Source organism: Roseomonas haemaphysalidis (assembly GCF_017355405.1).
Taxonomy (GTDB): domain Bacteria; phylum Pseudomonadota; class Alphaproteobacteria; order Acetobacterales; family Acetobacteraceae; genus Pseudoroseomonas; species Pseudoroseomonas haemaphysalidis.
The window spans coordinates 3,495,320-3,513,386 of the sequence record NZ_CP061177.1; the positions used below are offsets into that span (position 1 = coordinate 3,495,320).

Annotated in this window: 13 protein-coding genes and 1 other annotated feature; of the genes, 7 read left to right on the forward strand and 6 right to left on the reverse strand. The window is 70.7% G+C overall.

Annotated features, from left to right (window positions below):
- Window positions 1-33 precede the first annotated feature (33 nt).
- From acnA to IAI59_RS16270, 4 genes are all read left to right on the forward strand, one after another.
- Window positions 34-2,739: an aconitate hydratase AcnA gene (gene acnA / locus IAI59_RS16255; RefSeq protein ID WP_207415053.1), complete on the forward strand. Its 2,706-nt coding sequence runs from the start codon at window positions 34-36 to the stop codon at window positions 2,737-2,739.
- Between the two features lie 348 nt (window positions 2,740-3,087).
- Window positions 3,088-4,029: a diacylglycerol/lipid kinase family protein gene (locus tag IAI59_RS16260; protein ID WP_207415052.1), complete on the forward strand. Its 942-nt coding sequence runs from the start codon at window positions 3,088-3,090 to the stop codon at window positions 4,027-4,029.
- Window positions 4,026-4,877 (forward strand): metallophosphoesterase family protein, encoded by an 852-nt coding sequence (locus IAI59_RS16265; protein WP_207415051.1) that lies wholly within the window; start codon window positions 4,026-4,028, stop codon window positions 4,875-4,877. The genes IAI59_RS16260 and IAI59_RS16265 overlap by 4 nt, the downstream gene beginning before the upstream one ends.
- 60 nt (window positions 4,878-4,937) lie before the next feature.
- Entirely contained in the window at window positions 4,938-7,052 is a 2,115-nt protein-coding gene (locus IAI59_RS16270) for a hybrid sensor histidine kinase/response regulator (protein WP_237180360.1), read from the forward strand.
- Here the strand turns inward: IAI59_RS16270 and IAI59_RS16275 are convergent.
- Window positions 7,049-8,674 carry a Na+/H+ antiporter gene (locus IAI59_RS16275; RefSeq protein WP_207415050.1) on the reverse strand — a complete coding sequence of 542 codons (1,626 nt, stop codon included), beginning with the start codon at window positions 8,672-8,674 and terminating at the stop codon, window positions 7,049-7,051. The two genes, IAI59_RS16270 and IAI59_RS16275, sit on opposite strands and share 4 nt — an antisense overlap.
- Window positions 8,675-8,817: 143 nt before the next feature.
- On the opposite strand from IAI59_RS16275, the gene IAI59_RS16280 reads away from it, so the two are divergent.
- Both IAI59_RS16280 and IAI59_RS16285 read left to right on the forward strand, forming a co-directional pair.
- On the forward strand, window positions 8,818-9,717 hold the full coding sequence (locus IAI59_RS16280) for a DMT family transporter (RefSeq protein ID WP_237180359.1): 900 nt from the start codon (window positions 8,818-8,820) through the stop codon (window positions 9,715-9,717).
- A gap of 44 nt (window positions 9,718-9,761) precedes the next feature.
- Window positions 9,762-9,817: a sequence feature (sul1 is cis-regulatory element that is thought to sense ions involved in sulfur or methionine metabolism; They are found in Alphaproteobacteria), on the forward strand.
- 68 nt (window positions 9,818-9,885) lie between these two features.
- Window positions 9,886-11,358, forward strand: a complete 1,473-nt coding sequence (locus IAI59_RS16285) for a SulP family inorganic anion transporter (protein WP_207415049.1) — start codon at window positions 9,886-9,888, stop codon at window positions 11,356-11,358.
- Between the two features lie 149 nt (window positions 11,359-11,507).
- Here IAI59_RS16285 and IAI59_RS16290 read toward each other — a convergent pair whose 3' ends face one another.
- Window positions 11,508-13,142, reverse strand: a complete 1,635-nt coding sequence (locus IAI59_RS16290) for a peptide chain release factor 3 (RefSeq protein WP_419556600.1) — start codon at window positions 13,140-13,142, stop codon at window positions 11,508-11,510.
- 89 nt (window positions 13,143-13,231) lie between these two features.
- A complete protein-coding gene (locus IAI59_RS16295; RefSeq protein ID WP_207415047.1) occupies window positions 13,232-13,807 on the reverse strand; it encodes a deoxycytidylate deaminase in 576 nt (191 codons plus the stop codon).
- Between the two features lie 169 nt (window positions 13,808-13,976).
- Between IAI59_RS16295 and IAI59_RS16300 the strand changes: the two genes are divergently transcribed.
- Window positions 13,977-15,575, forward strand: coding sequence for an ABC transporter substrate-binding protein (locus IAI59_RS16300; RefSeq protein ID WP_237180358.1), 1,599 nt, complete (start codon window positions 13,977-13,979; stop codon window positions 15,573-15,575).
- Window positions 15,576-15,609: 34 nt separating this feature from the next.
- Here IAI59_RS16300 and IAI59_RS16305 read toward each other — a convergent pair whose 3' ends face one another.
- The 3 genes from IAI59_RS16305 to IAI59_RS16315 form a co-directional block, all read right to left on the reverse strand.
- Complete coding sequence (locus IAI59_RS16305) at window positions 15,610-16,509, reverse strand: MBL fold metallo-hydrolase (RefSeq protein ID WP_207415045.1); 900 nt, start codon at window positions 16,507-16,509, stop codon at window positions 15,610-15,612.
- Window positions 16,510-16,578: 69 nt separating this feature from the next.
- Entirely contained in the window at window positions 16,579-17,370 is a 792-nt protein-coding gene (locus IAI59_RS16310) for an amino acid ABC transporter ATP-binding protein (protein WP_207415044.1), read from the reverse strand.
- Window positions 17,371-17,381: 11 nt separating this feature from the next.
- Window positions 17,382-18,056 carry an amino acid ABC transporter permease gene (locus tag IAI59_RS16315; protein ID WP_207415043.1) on the reverse strand — a complete coding sequence of 225 codons (675 nt, stop codon included), beginning with the start codon at window positions 18,054-18,056 and terminating at the stop codon, window positions 17,382-17,384.
- Window positions 18,057-18,067 lie beyond the last annotated feature (11 nt).

The window sequence follows — 18,067 nt, forward strand, 5'->3', positions numbered from 1 at the left end:
GTTCGCAGCAATATGACGTGGGATACCCCAACCATGCGCTTGATCGGGCAGGACAGCCTCAACACCCGCCGCTCCCTGTCGGTGGACGGCAAGACCTATCATTATTTCAGCCTGCCCGAAGCCGCCAAAACCGTTGGCGACCTTTCCCGCCTGCCCTTCTCGCTGAAGGTGCTGCTGGAGAACGTGCTGCGCTTCGAGGACGGCCGCTCCTACTTCGTCAAGGACGCGCAGGCCATCGCCGACTGGACCAAGCAGGGCCACAGCGAGAGCGAGGTGCCCTTCCGCCCCGCCCGCATCCTGATGCAGGACTTCACGGGCGTGCCCGCCGTGGTCGATCTGGCCGCGATGCGCGACGGCATCCTGAAGCTGGGCGGCGACCCGCGCCGGGTGAACCCGCTGGTGCCCGTGGATCTGGTCATCGACCACTCCGTGATGGTGGACGTCTCCGGCAGCGCCTCCTCGCTGCAGAAGAACGTGGACATCGAGTTCCAGCGCAACGGCGAGCGCTACGAGTTCCTCCGCTGGGGCCAGGAAGCCTTCAACAACTTCCGCGTCGTGCCCCCCGGCACGGGCATCTGCCACCAGGTGAACCTGGAATACCTGGCGCAGGGCGTCTGGACCGCGACCGACGCGGGCGACACCTTCGCCTACCCGGACAGCTGCTACGGCACCGACAGCCACACCACCATGGTCAATGGCCTGGGCGTGCTGGGCTGGGGCGTCGGCGGCATCGAGGCCGAGGCCGCGATGCTCGGCCAGCCGATCGCCATGCTGATCCCCGACGTGATCGGCTTCAAGATCACCGGCAAGCTGCGCGAGGGCGTGACGGCCACCGACATGGTGCTGACCGTGACGCAGATGCTGCGCAAGAAGGGCGTGGTCGGCAAGTTCGTCGAGTTCTACGGCGCCGGCCTGGCCGAGATGCCGCTGGCCGACCGCGCGACCATCGGCAACATGGCGCCGGAATACGGCGCGACCTGCGGCATCTTCCCGGTCGACGAGATCACGCTGGACTACCTGCGCCTGTCGGGCCGCGAGGAGCACCGCATCAACCTGGTGCGCGAGTACTACAAGGCACAGGGCATGTTCCGCGACGAGAACACCCCGGACCCGGTCTTCACCGACCTGCTGGAGCTGGACCTCTCGACCGTCGTGCCGTCCATGGCCGGCCCGAAGCGCCCGCAGGACCGCGTGGCGCTGGACAATGCCGGCCCCGCCTTCGCCAAGGAGCTGGCGTCCGGCAACCTCGGCGTGCCGGGCGACAAGGCCGACCTGCGCGTGCCGGTGGCCGGCGCCAACTACGACCTCGGCCACGGGGACGTGGTGATCGCCGCCATCACCTCCTGCACCAACACGTCCAACCCCTACGTGATGGTCGCCGCCGGCCTGGTGGCCAGGAAGGCCAATGAGCTGGGCCTGACCGCCAAGCCCTGGGTCAAGACCTCGCTGGCCCCCGGCTCGCAGGTGGTGACCGAGTACCTGGACAAGGCCGGCCTGACGCCGCACCTGGACGCGCTGGGCTTCCAGACCGTCGGCTATGGCTGCACCACCTGCATCGGCAACTCCGGCCCGCTGGCCGAGCCGATCGTGGATGCGATCGAGGACAACAAGCTGGTCGCCGTTTCGGTGCTGTCGGGCAACCGCAACTTCGAGGGCCGCGTGCACCAGAACGTGCGCGCCAACTACCTGGCCTCCCCGCCGCTGGTGGTGCTCTACGCCCTGGCCGGCTCCATCAGCCTGGACGTGACCAAGGAGCCGATCGGCACCGGCAAGAACGGCCAGCCGGTGTTCCTGAAGGACATCTGGCCCACCACCCAGGAGGTGGCCGACACCGTCCACGCCGTGGTGACGCGCGAGATGTTCCAGGAGCGCTACGGCGACGTGTTCAAGGGCCCGACCCAGTGGCAGGCCATCCGCGTCGATGCGGGCTCGGACACCTACAAGTGGAACTCCGGCTCCACCTACGTGCAGAACCCGCCCTACTTCGAGGACATCGCGCCGGAGCCCAAGCCCGTGGCCGCCGTCACCGGCGCGCGCGTGCTGGCGGTGCTGGGTGACAGCATCACCACCGACCACATCTCGCCCGCCGGCAACATCAAGAAGGTCTCGCCCGCCGGCGAGTACCTGGTGGAGCACCAGGTGCGGCAGGACGACTTCAACAGCTACGGCGCGCGCCGCGGCAACCATGAAGTCATGATGCGCGGCACCTTCGCCAACATCCGCATCAAGAACCAGATGGTGCCGGGCATCGAGGGCGGCATCACCAAGCACCAGCCCTCGGGCGAGGTGATGCCGATCTACGACGCGGCGATGAAGTACAAGGCCGAGGGCCGGCCGCTGGTGATCTTCGGCGGCAAGGAATACGGCACCGGCTCGTCGCGCGACTGGGCGGCCAAGGGCACCTTCCTCTTGGGCGTCAAGGCCGTGATCGTGGAAAGCTTCGAGCGCATCCACCGCTCCAACCTGGTGGGCATGGGCGTGCTGCCGCTGGTGTTCAAGCCGGGCGAAAGCCGCGAAAGCCTCGGCATCACCGGCGAGGAGACCATCGACATCGAGGGCCTGGACGACCTGAAGGCCCGGATGATCCTGACCCTGGTCATCCACCGCCCCGACGGCACCACCCACCGCACCGAGGTGCAGTGCCGCGTCGATACGGCCGACGAGGTCGAGTACTACAAGAACGGCGGCATCCTGCACTACGTGCTGCGCAACATGGCGTCGACCCAGGCCGCCGCCTGACGGCGCGCCCCGCGCGGGGCGGATGAAAGGGGGCGCGGTCCGGCAACGGGCCGCGCCCTTTTTCGTGCCTCAGCGGCGCGGCGGCGGGGCGGCGCCGAACAGGGGCGCGGCCCAGGGCAGCTGGCACAGGCTGCGCAGCAGGCTGGCGGTGGTGATCTTGTGCATCGGGGTTGCTCCAGGTTTCGGGTCCGTGGCGCGACTATCCGCGACAAGCGTGAAGACTTCCTGAACCGGTGCCGCGATGCTGCGACCGCGGCGGCGGGCGGGGCCGAGGTTCCGGCTGTTTGCCGCCCCACCCCGCGGCACCCCGCGCCGCAACCGCGAAGCCCAGCCCGCGTTGCCCGCCCGATGACCCCGCCCTCCCCCCCGGCAGCCCGCCGCGCCGCCCTGTTGTTGAACCCGCGCGCCGGCACCGTGCTGGCGCGGCCGGAGTTGCTGCGGCTGATCCCCGAGGCGCTGCGGGCGGCGGGGCTGGATCTGCTGGAGCCGGACGTCGCCGCCGATGCCAGCATGGACGACAAGCTCGACGCCGCGCTGGCCCTACGGCCCGAGGTGCTGGTGGTGGGCGGCGGCGACGGCAGCATCCGCGCCGCCGCCGCCCGGCTGGCGGGTGGCGCGGTGGCGCTGGCGGTGGTGCCGCTCGGCACGCTGAACCTCCTGGCACGCGACCTCGGCCTGCCGATGGAGCCGGAGGAGGCCGCCGCCGCGCTGCGCGGCGCGGTGTTCCGCGCCATCGACATCGGCGAGGTGAACGGCGAGGTGTTCCTGTGCCAGTCCGTGATCGGCCTGCCCAACCGCATGGGCCTGCACCGCGAGCGGGTGCGCGGCAAGGGGGGCCTCGCGGCGCGCTGGCGCGTCGTGGTGGGCTTCGCGCGCGCGTGGTGGCGCTATCCGCCGCAGCGGCTCGGCCTGCGGCTGGGCGACGCGGCGATCCGCCGGGTGTGGACCCGCGCCGTGTCCGTGGTGAACAACGAGTATTCCGAGGCGCCCGGCCGCATCTTCCACCGCGACCGGCTGGATGGCGGCGTGCTCAGCCTGCACGCGGCGCGTGACTTCGGGCTGTGGTGGGCCGTGCGGCTGCTGGCCGCCATGGCCATGGGCAAGTGGCGGCGCGGCGGCACCCTGATCTCGGGCAGCGCGCCGCAGCTCGCCATCCACAGCCGGCGCGGCCACCTCAGGGTGATGAACGACGGGGAAGCCATGCTGCTCAGGACGCCTTTGCGCTACGTCATCCGCCCGCGCGTGCTGCGCGTGCTGGCGCCCGCCCCCGCCGCGGAGCCGGCGGCATGAGGGTGCTGGACCACATCTCCGACCTGCATTTCAACCGCATCGACCCGATCGCGGCGGACGCCCTGCTGATGCGGCTGAACGACGACCCGGCGCATCTGGTGGTGGTCAGCGGCGACCTGACCATGCGCGCCCGCAACCGCGAATACCGCGCCGCCGCCGCCTTTCTGGCCAAGCTCAAGGCCCCCGTCATCTGCGTGCCGGGCAACCACGACATCACCGCCTTCTATCCGTGGGAGCGGTTCCTGCACCCCTTCGGCCGCTGGCACCACCACATCTCCCGCGAAACCGAGCCGCTGTGGCGGGACGAGGAGCTGGCGGTGATCGGCCTCAACACCGTGATCCGCGGCGGCCTGCACTTCGCCTGGGAAGGCGGCCGGGTCGGCCGGCAGGGGCTGGAGCACCTGCTGGAACGGCTGGACGCCCTGCCCAACAACCTGTTCCGCATCGTGGTCGCCCACCACCCCTTTCTGGCGCCGGAGGAACGGCCGGACACGCCGCTGGCCAAGCACGCCGCGCCGGCGCTGGAGCGGCTGTCCAAGGCGGGCGTGCGGCTGATCCTGTCCGGTCACTTGCACCGCGACTACGTGCGGCTGCACCGCGGTGCCGCGGGCGAGCGCGCGGGCCTGCTGCGCCGGCCGCGGCAGGACCTGCTGGTGGTGCAGGCGGGCTCGGCCATCTCCACCCGGCTGCGCGGCGACCCCAACGCCTACAACCGCATCGTCATCGACAAGAACGTCGCGCATATCGAGCCGCGGCGCTGGAACGGCGCCACCTGGGTGGCCGCCCCGGCGCCCGCCTGGCCGCAGCAGCGGGTGGGCGAGCCGGCGCCGGACAGCCCGGAAGGCTGACCGCCGCCGGGGGCCTTTGACAAGCTGCAACGATGCATGGCATCGCAGCGGCATGGGATCATGCCCCCACCGCCGCGCCGGACGATGACCCGGGCCGACCATCCGCCGGCGCCGGGGGCCGCCGGGCTTGGCCCGCCCGGCAGCGCGATGGCCACCCGCATCCGCGCGCATGACTGGGCCGGCAGCACGCTGGGCCCGATGGAGCACTGGCCCGCCACGCTGCGCACCGCGCTCGACATCATGCTGCGGTCGCATTTCCCCAAGTGCCTGTTCTGGGGCCCCGAACTGGTCGCGCTGTACAACGACGCCTTTGTGCCGCTGCTGGGCGACAAGCCGGACGCGCTGGGCCGGCCGCTGCGCGAAACCTGGGCCGAGGTCTGGGACGAGCTGTCGCCGATCGTCGCCCGCGCGATGGCGGGCGAGGCCACCTTCGTGGAGGATCTTCCGCTCACGGTGGACCGCTACGGCCGCCCCGAGGAAGCGTGGTTCACCTTCTGCTACAGCCCCGTGCCGGACGAGCATGGCCAGGTCGTCGGCATGCTGGACACAGTGATGGAAACCACCGGCAAGGTGCTGGCCGAGCGGGAACTGCGGCATGAGCGGGCACGGCTGGACGCGCTGACCGCCTCGCTGGAAGCCGAGGTCGCGAGCCGCACCGCCGACCGCAACCGCATGTGGCAGCTGTCGGCCGAGATCATGCTGGTGGCGCGCCTCGACGGCACCATCCTGGCCGTCAACCCTGCCTGGACCGTGGTGCTGGGGCTGGACGAGCGGGCGCTGCTCGGCACTTCCGTGTTCTCGCTGGTCCACCCCGACGACCTGGACGGCGCGCGCGGCGCGGCCGCGCAGCTGCAGGCGGGGGAAAGCGTGTCGCGCTTTGTCACGCGCTACCGGCACCGCGACGGCAGCTGGCGCTGGATCAGCTGGACCGCCGTGCCGGGCGACGGGCTGATCAACGCCGTGGGCCGCGACATCACGGCCCTGCGCGAGCAGCAGGACGCCTTGCAGCGCGCCGAGGATTCGCTGCGGCAGGCGCAGAAGATGGAAGCCGTGGGGCAGCTCACGGGCGGCATCGCGCACGACTTCAACAACCTGCTGACCGGCATCATCGGCGGGCTGGAACTGCTGGAACAGCGCCTGGCGGCCGGGCGCGGCGCCGAGGCGGCAGCCTTTCTGGACGTGGCGCGAAACGCGGCGGACCGCGCGGCGGCCCTGACGCACCGGCTGCTGGCCTTTTCCCGCCGCCAGGCGCTGGAGCCTCGGCCGACCGACGCCAACGGGCTGGTGGACGGCATGGCGGAGCTGGTGCGCCGCACGGTGGGGCCCGCCATCCGGCTGGACATCCGCCTGCAGCCCGCGCTGTGGCCGACGCTGTGCGACCCGCACCAGCTGGAAAACGCCATCCTCAACCTGTGCATCAACGCGCGCGACGCCATGCCCGGCGGCGGCCGGCTGTGGATCGAGACCAGCAACACCCAGCTCGGCGCGGCGGCCGCGCGGGAGCGCGACATGCGGCCGGGGGACTATGTTTCCGTCGCTGTCACGGACGAGGGCAGCGGCATGCCGCCCGAGGTGGTGGCCCGCGCCTTCGATCCCTTTTTCACCACCAAGCCGATCGGCCAGGGCACCGGGCTGGGGCTGAGCATGATCTACGGCTTCGCGCGGCAGTCGGGCGGGCAGGCGCGCATCCATTCGGCGCCGGGCCAGGGCACCACGGTGCGCCTGCACCTGCCGCGCCACCACGGCGCCCCCGTGCCGCCGCCCGCGCCGGTGCCGGCCCCCACCCCCGCGCCGCCGGCGGCGCCCGGCCAGGCGGTACTGCTGGTGGACGACGAGCCGGCGGTGCGCGCGCTGGCCACCGCCGCGCTGTCCGAGGCGGGCTATGCCGTCCACACCGCGGCCGAGGCCGGCGCGGCACTGGCCATCCTGCGCTCGGCCGAGCGCATCGACCTGCTGGTCACCGACATCGGCCTGCCCGGCGGCATGAGCGGGCTGGCGCTGGCCGATGCCGCGCGGGCGCTGCGCCCGGCGCTGCCCGTGCTGTTCGTCACCGGCTATGCCGGCCACAACAAGGATGGCGCGCCGCTGCTGCCGGCGGGGCAGCCGGTGCTGCCCAAGCCCTTCACCATGCGGGCGGCGCTGGCCCGCATCCAGGCCCTGCTGCCGCCCGGCTAGGCGGCGTGCCGCGCCTCGGCCAGGTCGATCTCGCGCACCAGCCGGGCAAAGGTCGCATCCTCCAGCCGGCGGGCGCGGCGCAGGCGGTACAGGGCGTCGCGCTCCGCCTTCAGCCCCGCCAGGCGCAGGTCGCGCTCGATGGCGGCGATGCGGCGAAACCGCTCCGCCTCCGCTTCCGTGAGCTGCGCGCCGTCGGCCTGGCGGTGATAGGGCTCCATGCTCAGCGTCGCGGCCTCGGCATACAGGTCGGCGTCGGGCTGGCCCTCCGCCATGGCGTGCTGCGCCTGCTCGATGGCGCGCACGGCGGCCTCGGCGGCGGCGCGGCGGGCGGCGTCCTCTTCCCGCGCGTGCTCGTCCTCGGGCGGCAGCTCCAGGCCGCGCAGCACCGGCGGCAGCAGGAGCGTGGCGCCGGCGAGCGACACCAGGATCACGCCCATCGCCAGGAAGATGGCGAGGTCGCGTGCCGGAAAGGGCGAGCCGTCCTCCATCACCAGCGGCAGGGTCAGCACGCCGGCCAGGGTGATGGCGCCGCGCACGCCGGCCAGCGAGGCCGCCACCAGCACGCGCCAATGCACCGCCGGCCGCGGCTGGCCGGTGACGCGCGCCTTGTACAGCGTGAATTGCAGCGAGGCCCAGACCCAGCCCAGCCGCAGCACCCCGAGCGCCACGGCGATGCTGAGCACGTAGACCGCCAGCAGCCAGTCGTCGCCCGATTCCGGCCCGGCGACGTTGCCCAGGATGGCGGGCAGCTGCTCGCCCAGCAGCACGAAGATGATGCCGTTGGCGGCGAACTGCACCGTGTCCCACACCGCGTTGCGCCGCATGCGGGTGGCGGCCAGCGCCTGGCCGAAGATCTCGGCGTAGTTCATGGTCACGCCGGCGGCGACGGCGGCCAGGATGCCTGAAACGTGCACGTGCTCCGCCAGCAGGTAGGCGCCAAAGGGGATCAGCAGGCTGACCAGGGTTTGCAGCCCCGGGTCCTCGCCGATGCGCCGCACCAGCCGGCCCAGCACCCACATCACCGCCCAGGTGAGCGCGACGCCGATCGCAATGCCCCCGAGCGCCAGTTGCAGAAAGGTCAGCGCCGCCGTGCCCAGCGAGAAGCTGCCCGTCAGCGCCGCCGCCACCGCGAAGCGCAGGCACACCAGGCCGGACGCGTCGTTCAGCAGGCTTTCGCCTTCCAGGATGTGCATCAGCCGGTGCGGGATGGGCACCCGCGCCGCCACGGCGGACACGGCGATGGGGTCGGTGGGCGACAGCACGGCCGCCAGCGCGAAGGCGACGGCCAGCGGCATCTCCGGGATCAGCCAGTGGATGAACAGCCCGATGCCCAGCACGGTGAACAGCACGAGCCCCAGCGCCAGCTCCACGATGGTCCAGCCGTCGCGGAACAGGCCGCGCTTGGGAATGCGCCAGCCGTCCAGGAACAACAGCGGCGGCAGGAACACCAAGAAGAACAACTCCGGCTGCAGCACCACCTCGAAGCCGGTGGCGGCCGCCAGCAGCGCGCCGAAGCCGATCTGCAGGATGGGCAGCGGCAGCGGCACGGGGGACAGGCGCGTCAAGAAGCCGCTGGCCACCACCGCCAGCAGCAGGGTCAGCACCGTGGTCACCGTGTCCATCGCGATCGCTCCTTTCCCCAACCCGGTCCTGGCCTAGCCCGGCGTGGCGGCGGCGCGCAACGCGGCGCGGGCTTGCCCCGCCCGGCGCGCGGCGCCAACGTGGCCGCCGCCGCCGCCCCTGCCCGCCGGAGTTGTTGTCCGCCATGCCCAGCGCCCTTTCCGCCCCCCAGGCGCGCGGCAACCTGCGCGGCGCCGCGCTGATGGCGGTCGCGGCCGTGTTGTTCTCGACCGAGGCGCTGTTCGTGCGCTGGATGAGCGCGCGCGGCGTGCCGGTGACCACGCAGCTGTTGTTCCGCGCCGGCGGCCAGTTGGCCTGGACGCTGCCGCTGCTGCTGGCCGCCGGCCCGGCGCTGTTCGGCAGCCGGCACAAGAAGCTGCACCTTCTGCGCGGTAGCTGCTCGCTGGCCACCTGGGCGCTGTACTACCTGTCCGTGGTGTGGCTGGACCTCGCCACCGCCACGGTGCTGTCCTTCACCTCCATCCTGATCACCACCATGGCGGCGGGCCCCGTGCTGGGGGAGAAGGTGGGGGCCGCGCGCTGGGGCGGCGTGCTGGCGGGCTTCACCGGGGTGTGCCTGATGCTGCGGCCGTGGGAGGGCTCTGGGCTGCTGGCGGCCTCGCCCTGGGGCGTGGCGGTGGGGCTGGCGGCCAGCATCACCTGGTGCGGGCTGACGCTGACCACGCGCATGCTGACGCGCACGGAGGCCACCGGCACCATCCTGGCCTGGGTGGGGCTGGTCACCTTTCTGGGCGTGCTGCCGGCGGCGGTGTGGGGCTGGCAGCCGCTGGGCTGGGCGGAGCTGGGGCTGCTGGCGGTCTTCGCCACCTTCACCCCCGCCATCATCCTGCTGGTGACGGAAGCCTTCCGGCATGGCGAGGCCTCGGCCGTCGGGCCGTTCCAGTACCTGCGGCTGCCGGTGGCGGCGCTGTTCGGCTGGCTGGTCTATGCCGAGGCGCCGGATGGCTGGGGCTGGGCGGGGGCGGCGGTGATCCTGGCCGGTGCCCTGCTGGTGTCCACCGCCGAGGCCCGCACCCGCCGTTGATGTTGCATCGCAGCAGGCGGCGGGCTAGCCTGCCGCCATTCGCCCTGGAGCCCGGTGAAACCCCGGGTGGCTCTTCCGGCCGCCAATCCGCCGGATAACGCATCAGACACGAGACTGCCGCCGCGACGCTGTCGCGCGCCCTCGTGCGCCTCTTGCGGACCCCAATTCATGCAGCAACATGCCCTCACCCGCTACCGGACCGAATGGTTCAGCGGGTTTTCCGACCTGCGGCGGGACATCCTGGCCGGCATGGTCGGCACCTTCGCGCTGATCCCCGAGGTCATCGCCTTTTCCTTCGTGGCCGGCGTCGACCCCGAGGTCGGGCTCTTCGCCTCCTTCGTGATCAGCATCGTGCTGGCCTTCTTCGGCGGCCGGCCGGCCATGATCTCCGGCGCCGCCGGCTCCGTGGCGCTGGTCGCCGCCGCGCTGGTGGCCAGCCACGGGCTGCAATACCTGCTGCTGGCCACGCTGCTGTGCGGCGTCATCCAGGTGGTGTTCGGCCTGCTGCGGCTCGATGTGCTGATGCGCTTCGTGTCGAAGTCCGTTCGCACCGGCTTCGTCAACGCGCTGGCCATCCTGATCTTCGCGGCGCAACTGCCGCAGATGATGGACGTGACCTGGCACACCTATGCGCTGATCGGCGCGGGGCTGGCCATCATCTACCTGCTGCCGCGGTTGACCACCGCCATCCCTTCCCCGCTGATCTGCATCGTGCTGCTCACCGCCTTCTGCGCCGTGGTGCCCATGCCGGTGCGCGTGGTGTCCGACCTCGGCCGCCTGCCGGAAGCGCTGCCCGCCCTGTTGTGGCCTGACGTGGCGCTCAGCTGGCAGACCCTGGCGGTCGTGGCGCCCTATGCGCTGGCCATGGCCATGGTGGGCCTGCTGGAGTCCATGATGACCGCCAGCGTGGTGGACGAGCTGACCGAGACCACCTCCTCCAAGAGCATGGAATGCACCGGGCTTGGGCTGGCCAATGTCGCGGCCGGGCTGTTCGGCGGCATCGCCGGCTGCGGCATGATCGGCCAGACGGTGGGCAACGTGCGCTTCGGCGGGCGCGGCCGCGTCTCGACGCTGACGGCCGGCGTGTTCCTGCTGGTGCTGATGGTGCTGCTGCGGCCCTGGGTGGCGGCGGTACCGGTCGCGGCGCTGGTGGCGATCATGATCATGGTCTCGGCCGAGACCTTTTCCTGGTCCTCGCTGCGCGACGTGGCGCGGCACCCCAAGGTGTCTTCCGCCGTCATGCTGGCGACGGTCGCGGTGACGGTGGCCACCCACAACCTGGCCGCCGGCGTGGCGGTGGGCGTGCTGCTCAGCGGCGTGTTCTTCGCCTTCAAGGTCATGCGGCTGATGAGCGTCGCCGAGCACTACGATGAAAGCAGCGACACCCGCACCTACACCATCACCGGCCAGGTGTTCTTCGCCAGCGCCGATGCCATGGCCGACCGCTTCGACCTGCGCGACACGGCGCGCCGCGTGCGCATCGACCTGACGGCGGCGCATCTGTGGGACGTCACGGCGGTGGCGGCGCTGGACGGCGTGGTGGGCAAGCTGCGCCGCCACGGCATCGCGGTCGAGGTGGTGGGGCTGAACCAGGCGAGCGCGGTGCTGGTGGACCGCAGCGCGCCGCTGTTGCAGGGGTAGGAGAAGCAAGGCCGGGGAAGGATTTCCCCGGGCTTCTACTTTTTTTCTTCGAAAAAGCAGGCGGGTGGGCGCATCGCCGCCAGCGGCCACCACGGGAAACAGAACAAAAAGAAGATGGGGTCCGGGGAATTCCTTCCCCCGGCCTTATCCTATTTCTCGATCCCGTGCTGTTCCCGCAGGCTCAGGAACCGCAGCATCGGCCATTCGTCTTCCGACCGCTTGCGGCCCCAGTCGGAGGAGAAAAAGGCCACCGGCTCGTTGTCGTGGTCCTCGGCCATCTGGCTGGGGGCGGTGCGCAGGAAGCGGTCCAGCGCGGCGCGGTCGGTCGGCCCCTCCTCCTTGGGCGCCACCCAGCGCATGGTGGACCAGGAGGTCGGCTCGAAGGTGATGTTCACGCCGTATTCGGCCACCATGCGGCTGCTCAGCACGTCGAGCTGAAGCTGCCCCACCACGCCGACCACGGGCTGGCTGCCGTCCAGCGGGCGGAACACCTGCACCACGCCCTCGTCGGCCAGCTGGTCCAGCGCCTTGCGCAGCTTCTTGGCCAGCATCGGGTCGTCCAGCCGCACGCGGCGCAGGATTTCCGGGGCGAAGCTGGGGACGCCGCGGAAGTTCAGCTCCTCGCCATCGGTCAGCGTATCGCCGATGCGCAAAACGCCGTGGTTGGCGATGCCCACCACGTCGCCGGGCCAGGCCTCCTCGGCCACCTGGCGCTCCTTGGCGAAGAAGAACAGCGGCGCGTTGACCGGGATGCTCTTGCCCGTCCGCACCTGCTTCAGCCGGGCGCCCTTGCGCAGCTTGCCGGAGCAGATGCGCAGAAAGGCCACGCGGTCGCGGTGCTGCAGGTCGGTGTTGGCCTGGATCTTGAAGACGAAGCCAGACAGCTTCTCCTCTTCCGGCTCCACCACGCGGGCATCGGCGCGGCGGGCGGAAGGCGGCGGGGCGAAGCGCGCCAGCCCGTCCAGCAGGTGCTTCACGCCGAAGCCGCGCAGCGCGGAGCCGAAATAGATCGGCGTCAGGTGGCCCTCGCGAAAGGATGCCATCTCGAACTCGGGGTAGACGGACGCGATCTCGGCGCTTTCGCGCAGCGTTTCGGCGGGCTCGGCCCCCAGCAGCGTGTCGATGCGCGGGTCGTCCAGCCCGCTCACCGGCTCGTCCCGCTCGCCGCCCTCGCCCAGCAGGCGCAGGGTGGAATGAGCCATGTCATAGACGCCGCCGAACTGGCGGCCGGAGCCGATCGGCCAGGTGGCGGGCGTCACGTCCAGCGCCAGGGTCTTCTCGATCTCGTCCAGAAGCTCCAGTGGCTCCCGCGCCTCGCGGTCCATCTTGTTGATGAAGGTGACGATGGGGATGTCGCGCAGGCGGCAGACCTCGAACAGCTTGCGGGTCTGCGCCTCGATGCCCTTGGCGGCGTCGATCACCATCACCGCCGCGTCCACGGCGGAGAGGGTCCGGTAGGTGTCCTCCGAGAAGTCCTCGTGGCCCGGGGTGTCGAGCAGGTTGAACACTTGGCCCGCGTATTCGAAGGTCATCACCGAGGTCGCGACAGAGATGCCACGGTCCTGCTCGATCTTCATCCAGTCCGAACGGGTGCGGCGGCGCTCGCCCTTGGCGCGCACGGCGCCGGCGATCTGGATGGCGCCGCCCAGCAGCAGCAGCTGCTCTGTCAGCGTCGTCTTGCCGGCATCGGGGTGGGCGATGATCGCGAAGGTGCGGCGGCGGCGGGATTCGGTCGCGGTTTCGCTCAGCGGCGGGCTGTTGTGGCCGAGGGCCGGCGTCTCGATGTCCTGCAAGGCTGGTGCTCCGCGCGCGTCGTTCTGTCTGGGCTGTGGCGGCATATAGCGCGGCGGGGGCGGCAAACCCAGGGGCGGGACTAGAAGGGGAATTCCTGCTGGTGCTCGCGGTATGGGTCCATCGGGTCCTCCGCCCGGCGGGCCTCGTCGCGGTTCAGGCCCAGGGCGTCCAGCTGCTCGCCGGTCACGGCGGTGAACTCCACCCCCGCTTCCCGCAGCATGTCGATCGCCAGCAGCCCCACCCGGTCCCAGTAGGAGCCGGTGCTGAGCCGGGGCGCCGCCGCCACCACGCGCTTGACGCCCGACTGGATCAGCAGCGTGGCGCAGACGTTGCACACCGGCTTGCCCACCACGTAGGCGTCGCAGCCCCGCGCGCCGTGGCCGGCGTTCAGCAGCGCGTTCTGCTCGGCATGCAGGATCATCTGCAGCTTGTTGGCCTTGTTTTCCAGCCGCTCCACGCTGTCCTCGACATTGGCGGGAAAGCCGTTGAAGCCGGTGGACACGATGCGGGCATAGCCCTGGTTCACCAGCACCGCGCCCACCTTGGCGCGCGGGTCCTTGGACCATTGCGCGATGTGGTGGGCGAGCCCGATGTAGCGCGCATCCCACCGCGCCCGCTTGGCCGGCTGGTGATCAAAGCTGTTGGGGTTGTCCATCCGCTGTTCCGCACCCGCATCCGTTGCAATCAACCTGTGGATGGCATGGCGCCAAAGCAAGGCGTTGACCGGCGCCCGCGCCCGTGTCGCAATCCGCCCCAGACGCAGGACGCCGGGAACAGGCGCCGCGGAGGACGCTGCTCATCTCATGACCGCCGGAGAAACGACCTTGGCCGATCATCTGAACCTGCGACGCCGCGCCTTTTTCGCCCTGCCGGCCGCCGCCCTGCTGGCCGGCACCGGGCGGGCCGCCCTGGCCCAGGCACCCAGCCAGAACCTGACCCTGGCGGTGGCCGCGCCGCCGACCTCGCTGGACCCGCACTACCACACGCTGTCGCCCAACAACGCCGTGGCGGCCCACTTCTTCGACAAGCTGGTGGAGCGCGACGCGGCGGCCAAGCTGCAGCCGGGCCTGGCGGAATCCTGGAAGCTGATCGACGACACCACCTGGGAGTTCAAGCTCCGCCAGGGTGTCAAGTTCTCCAACGGCCAGGACTTCACGGCCGACGACGTGGTGTTCACGCTGAAGCGCGTGCCTAACGTGGTGAACAGCCCCGGCTCCTTCAGCATGTATTCCCGCGCGGTGGTGGCGACCGAGATCCTGGACCCCCACACCATCCGCCTGAAGACGGCGGAACTCTACCCGCTGCTGCCCTACGACCTGAACAACATCTACATCATCTGCAAGTCGGTGGGCGACAACGTGTCCACGGGCGACTTCAACAACGGCAAGGCGATGATCGGCACCGGGCCGTTCCGCCTGCAGTCCTACACGCCCGACGACCGCATCGTCATGACGCGCAACGACAGCTACTGGGGCGACAAGCCGGACTGGGCGCAGGTCACCTACCGCTTCATCACCAACAACGGCGTGCGGGTCGCGGCGCTGCTGTCGGGCGACGTGCAGATGATCGACGTGGTGCCGCCGTCCGACACGCCGCGGCTGCGCACCACCCAGGGCATCTCCTTTTCCGAGATCCCGAGCCTGCGCTGCATCTACCTGAAGGTGGACGTAGAGCACGATGTCTCCCCCTACATCGCGGACAACGACGGCAAGCCGATGACCAAGAACCCGCTGCGCGACCTGCGGGTGCGGCAGGCGCTGAGCATCGGCATCAACCGCCAGGGCATCGTGGACCGGGTGATGCAGGGCGTCGGCACGCCGGCCGGGCAGATGATGCCGCCGGGGGCGCTGGGCTATAACCCCAACATCGCCGTGCCGAAATACGACCCGGACGCCGCCAAGAAGCTGCTGGCGGACGCCGGCTACCCCAACGGCTTCCGCATCACGCTGATCGGGCCCAACAACCGCTACGTCAACGACGCGCAGATCATCCAGGCGATCGGCCAGATGTGGCAGCGCATCGGTGTGCAGACCACGGTGGACGCCATGCCCTTCGCGGTGCTGGCGCAGCGGCAGGCGCAGAACAACATGTCCGCCATGCTGATCGGCTGGGCGACCAGCGGCGAGCCCTCCACGGCGCTGAAGGGCGTGCTGACCACGCGCATTCCCGACAAGGGCTTCGGCACCACCAACTTCAGCGGCTTTTCCAACGCCAAGGTGGACGAGCTGACCATGGAAGGGCTGCGCACCGCCGACGACGAAAAGCGCGACCAGTTGTTCCAGGATGCCATGAAGGCGGCGATGGAAGACCTGGGCCTGGTGCCGCTGCACATGCAGAAGAACATCTGGGCGCTGCGCGGCGCGCTGAAATACGAGGCGCGGGCGGACGAGCTGACGCTGGCGCACAGCGTCAAGCGCGCCTGACCGGCGGCGGGGCGGCAACGCCCCGCCCTTGCCGTCACGGCGACGGGTAGGCGCTGCGATCCCCGGCCCGGGCCGGGTGGTCCAGGTAGCGGCTCTTTTCCGGCACCGCCACGCGGTCGAATTCCTCGGCCAGGCGGTGCAGGGCCTGGCGCATCTCGGCGCCGCGCATCGCCTCGCCATGGCCGGACACCACCACCTCCGGCTCCAGTGCCGCCAGGGCCTGGACCGAGGCGCGGGCGGCGGCCCAGTCCACCGTGAAATAGGCCGGCGGCCCGTGCATCTCGGCACGCTGCACCGCCACGGCATAGGCGGATTCCTGGCCGGTGGTGACAAAGGCATCGCCCGCGATCAGGCTGCGATCGGCGTCCCGCCAGAAGGACACGTGGCCGACGCTGTGGCCGGGCGTGTGGATCCAGCGCCAGCCGGGCATGCCGGGGATGCCGCCATCCTCCGGCAACAGGCGCAGCCGGGCGCCGAGGTCGATGGGGCTGCGCGGGTAGAGCGGCGCCATCAGCGCCATCAGCCCGCCGCCGACCGAAGGCTCGCCGGGCGGATAGGCGGCGGTGCCGTTCAGGTAGGGTGCCTCCAGGGCATGCGCGTAGACGGGCACGTCCCATTCCTCCGCCAGGTCCAGCAGGACGCCGACATGGTCGAAATGGCCATGGGTCATGACAATGGCGCTGGGGCGGGCGCCCTCGCCGAAGCGGGCCTCGGCGGCGCGGCGGATGAAGCCCTTGCTGCCGGGGATGCCGGCATCCACCAGCACCCAGCCGCGGTCGCCGCCACCGGGTTCGCCCACGAAGGCGACATTGACCAGGGCGAGGCGGCGATACGCCAGCCCGGGCGCGATTTCATGCGTCAGGTCGTCGCGGTAGTCGTCCAGGGCTTCCGAGATGGCGCTGGCTTCGGGGGAAAGCGGGATCTGTTCGGCCATGGCGTGGTCCTCCGGTGGATTGAGCCTGCCGGAGAAAAGCGCATGGCGCGCGGCGGGGTTGCCGCCGCCTCAGGCCATCTGGCCGAACACCCCGTGCATGCGGCCCAGGAACCCCTTCAGCCGCTCGCCTTCCGGCCGGCCGAAGACATCTTCCGGTGGCCCCGCCTGCGCCACCCGCCCCGCATCCATGAACACCACGTGGTCGGACACGTCGCGCACGAACATCATCTCGTGGCTGACCACCAGCATGGTCATCCCCTCACCCGCCAGCGTCTTCATCACCTGCAGCACTTCTGCCACCAGCTCAGGATCGAGGGCCGACGTCACCTCATCGAACAGCAGCAGCCGCGGCTGCATGGCCACCGCGCGGGCGATGGCCACGCGCTGCTGCTGGCCGCCCGAAAGCTGGTAGGGGTAGTGCCCGCGCCGTTCCGCCAGCCCGACGCGCCCCAGCCAGTGCCCGGCGATCTCGCGTGCCTCGGCCGCGTTCTTGCCCAGCACCTTGGTCAGGCCGAGCATCACGTTGCCTTCCGCCGTCAGGTGCGGAAACAGGTTGAAGCTCTGGAACACCATGCCGATGCGCGCGCGCTGGGCGGAGATGCGCGTTTCGCTCAGCCGCTTCCGGCGGCCAGCCTCCACGCGGTAGCCCACCGGGTCGCCGTCCAGCAGGATGTCGCCGGCGTCGTGCTCCTCCAGCAGGTTGACGCAGCGCAGAAAGGTGGTCTTGCCGGAGCCGGAGGCGCCGATCAGCGACACCACCTGCCCCTGGCGCACATCCAGGTCGATGCCCTTCAGCACCTCCACGCTGCCGAAGCTCTTGCGCACGCCGCGCGCCCGCAGCAGCACCTGTTCGTCGCTCATGGGCCGGGTCCTCAGGAACGGATGTAGGAAAAGCGGCGTTCCAGCGCCGCGCCGAGCTGCGCGATGCTGAAGTTGACCACCAGGTAGATGGCGCAGGCCAGCAGGTAGAAATCGATCACCATGTAGTTGCGGGCGATCACCTGCTGGCTGGCGAGCAGTAGCTCCACCACGCCGATGACGGACAGCAGGGTGGTGCCCTTGACGATCTCCAGGCAGGTGTTGACCCAGGGCGGCAGCATGCGGCGGATGGCCTGCGGCAGGATCACGTAGCGCAGGCGCTTCGGAAAGGTCAGGCCGATCGCCTTGGCGGCTTCCATCTGCCCGGCGGGCACGGATTGCACGGCGCCGCGCAGGTTCTCCGCCACATGCGCCGTGGCGAAGCCGGCCAGCGCGAAGATGCCCGCCCAATAGGGCGTGACGTCGATCTTGAACAATGCCAGCCCGTAGTAGGTGAACAGGATCAGCACCAGCACCGGCATGCCGCGCATGAAATCCACGTACAAACGAACCAGCAGTCGCAGCGGCCACCAGCCATAGGTCAGCGCCACGCCGAATAGCACGCCCGCCACGGTGGCCAGCAGGATGCTGAGCGAGGAGGCGCTGAGCGTGGCGGACAGCCCGCGCCACAATGCGAAGCGGGCGGTCCAGGCCTCAAAGGCGAAGGAGCCGGGGGCGAGGTCGAACATGCGCGTGCTCC

What these genes read in the sequence shown, in the direction of transcription:
- acnA (WP_207415053.1), top strand. Translation starts at nt 34, where the DNA reads ATGCGCTTGATCGGGCAGGACAGCCTCAACACCCGCCGCTCCCTGTCG.
- IAI59_RS16260 (WP_207415052.1), top strand. Translation starts at nt 3,088, where the DNA reads ATGACCCCGCCCTCCCCCCCGGCAGCCCGCCGCGCCGCCCTGTTGTTG.
- IAI59_RS16265 (WP_207415051.1), top strand. Translation starts at nt 4,026, where the DNA reads ATGAGGGTGCTGGACCACATCTCCGACCTGCATTTCAACCGCATCGAC.
- IAI59_RS16270 (WP_237180360.1), top strand. Translation starts at nt 4,938, where the DNA reads ATGCCCCCACCGCCGCGCCGGACGATGACCCGGGCCGACCATCCGCCG.
- IAI59_RS16275 (WP_207415050.1), bottom strand. Translation starts at nt 8,674, where the DNA reads ATGGACACGGTGACCACGGTGCTGACCCTGCTGCTGGCGGTGGTGGCC.
- IAI59_RS16280 (WP_237180359.1), top strand. Translation starts at nt 8,818, where the DNA reads ATGCCCAGCGCCCTTTCCGCCCCCCAGGCGCGCGGCAACCTGCGCGGC.
- IAI59_RS16285 (WP_207415049.1), top strand. Translation starts at nt 9,886, where the DNA reads ATGCAGCAACATGCCCTCACCCGCTACCGGACCGAATGGTTCAGCGGG.
- IAI59_RS16295 (WP_207415047.1), bottom strand. Translation starts at nt 13,807, where the DNA reads ATGGACAACCCCAACAGCTTTGATCACCAGCCGGCCAAGCGGGCGCGG.
- IAI59_RS16305 (WP_207415045.1), bottom strand. Translation starts at nt 16,509, where the DNA reads ATGGCCGAACAGATCCCGCTTTCCCCCGAAGCCAGCGCCATCTCGGAA.
- IAI59_RS16310 (WP_207415044.1), bottom strand. Translation starts at nt 17,370, where the DNA reads ATGAGCGACGAACAGGTGCTGCTGCGGGCGCGCGGCGTGCGCAAGAGC.
- IAI59_RS16315 (WP_207415043.1), bottom strand. Translation starts at nt 18,056, where the DNA reads ATGTTCGACCTCGCCCCCGGCTCCTTCGCCTTTGAGGCCTGGACCGCC.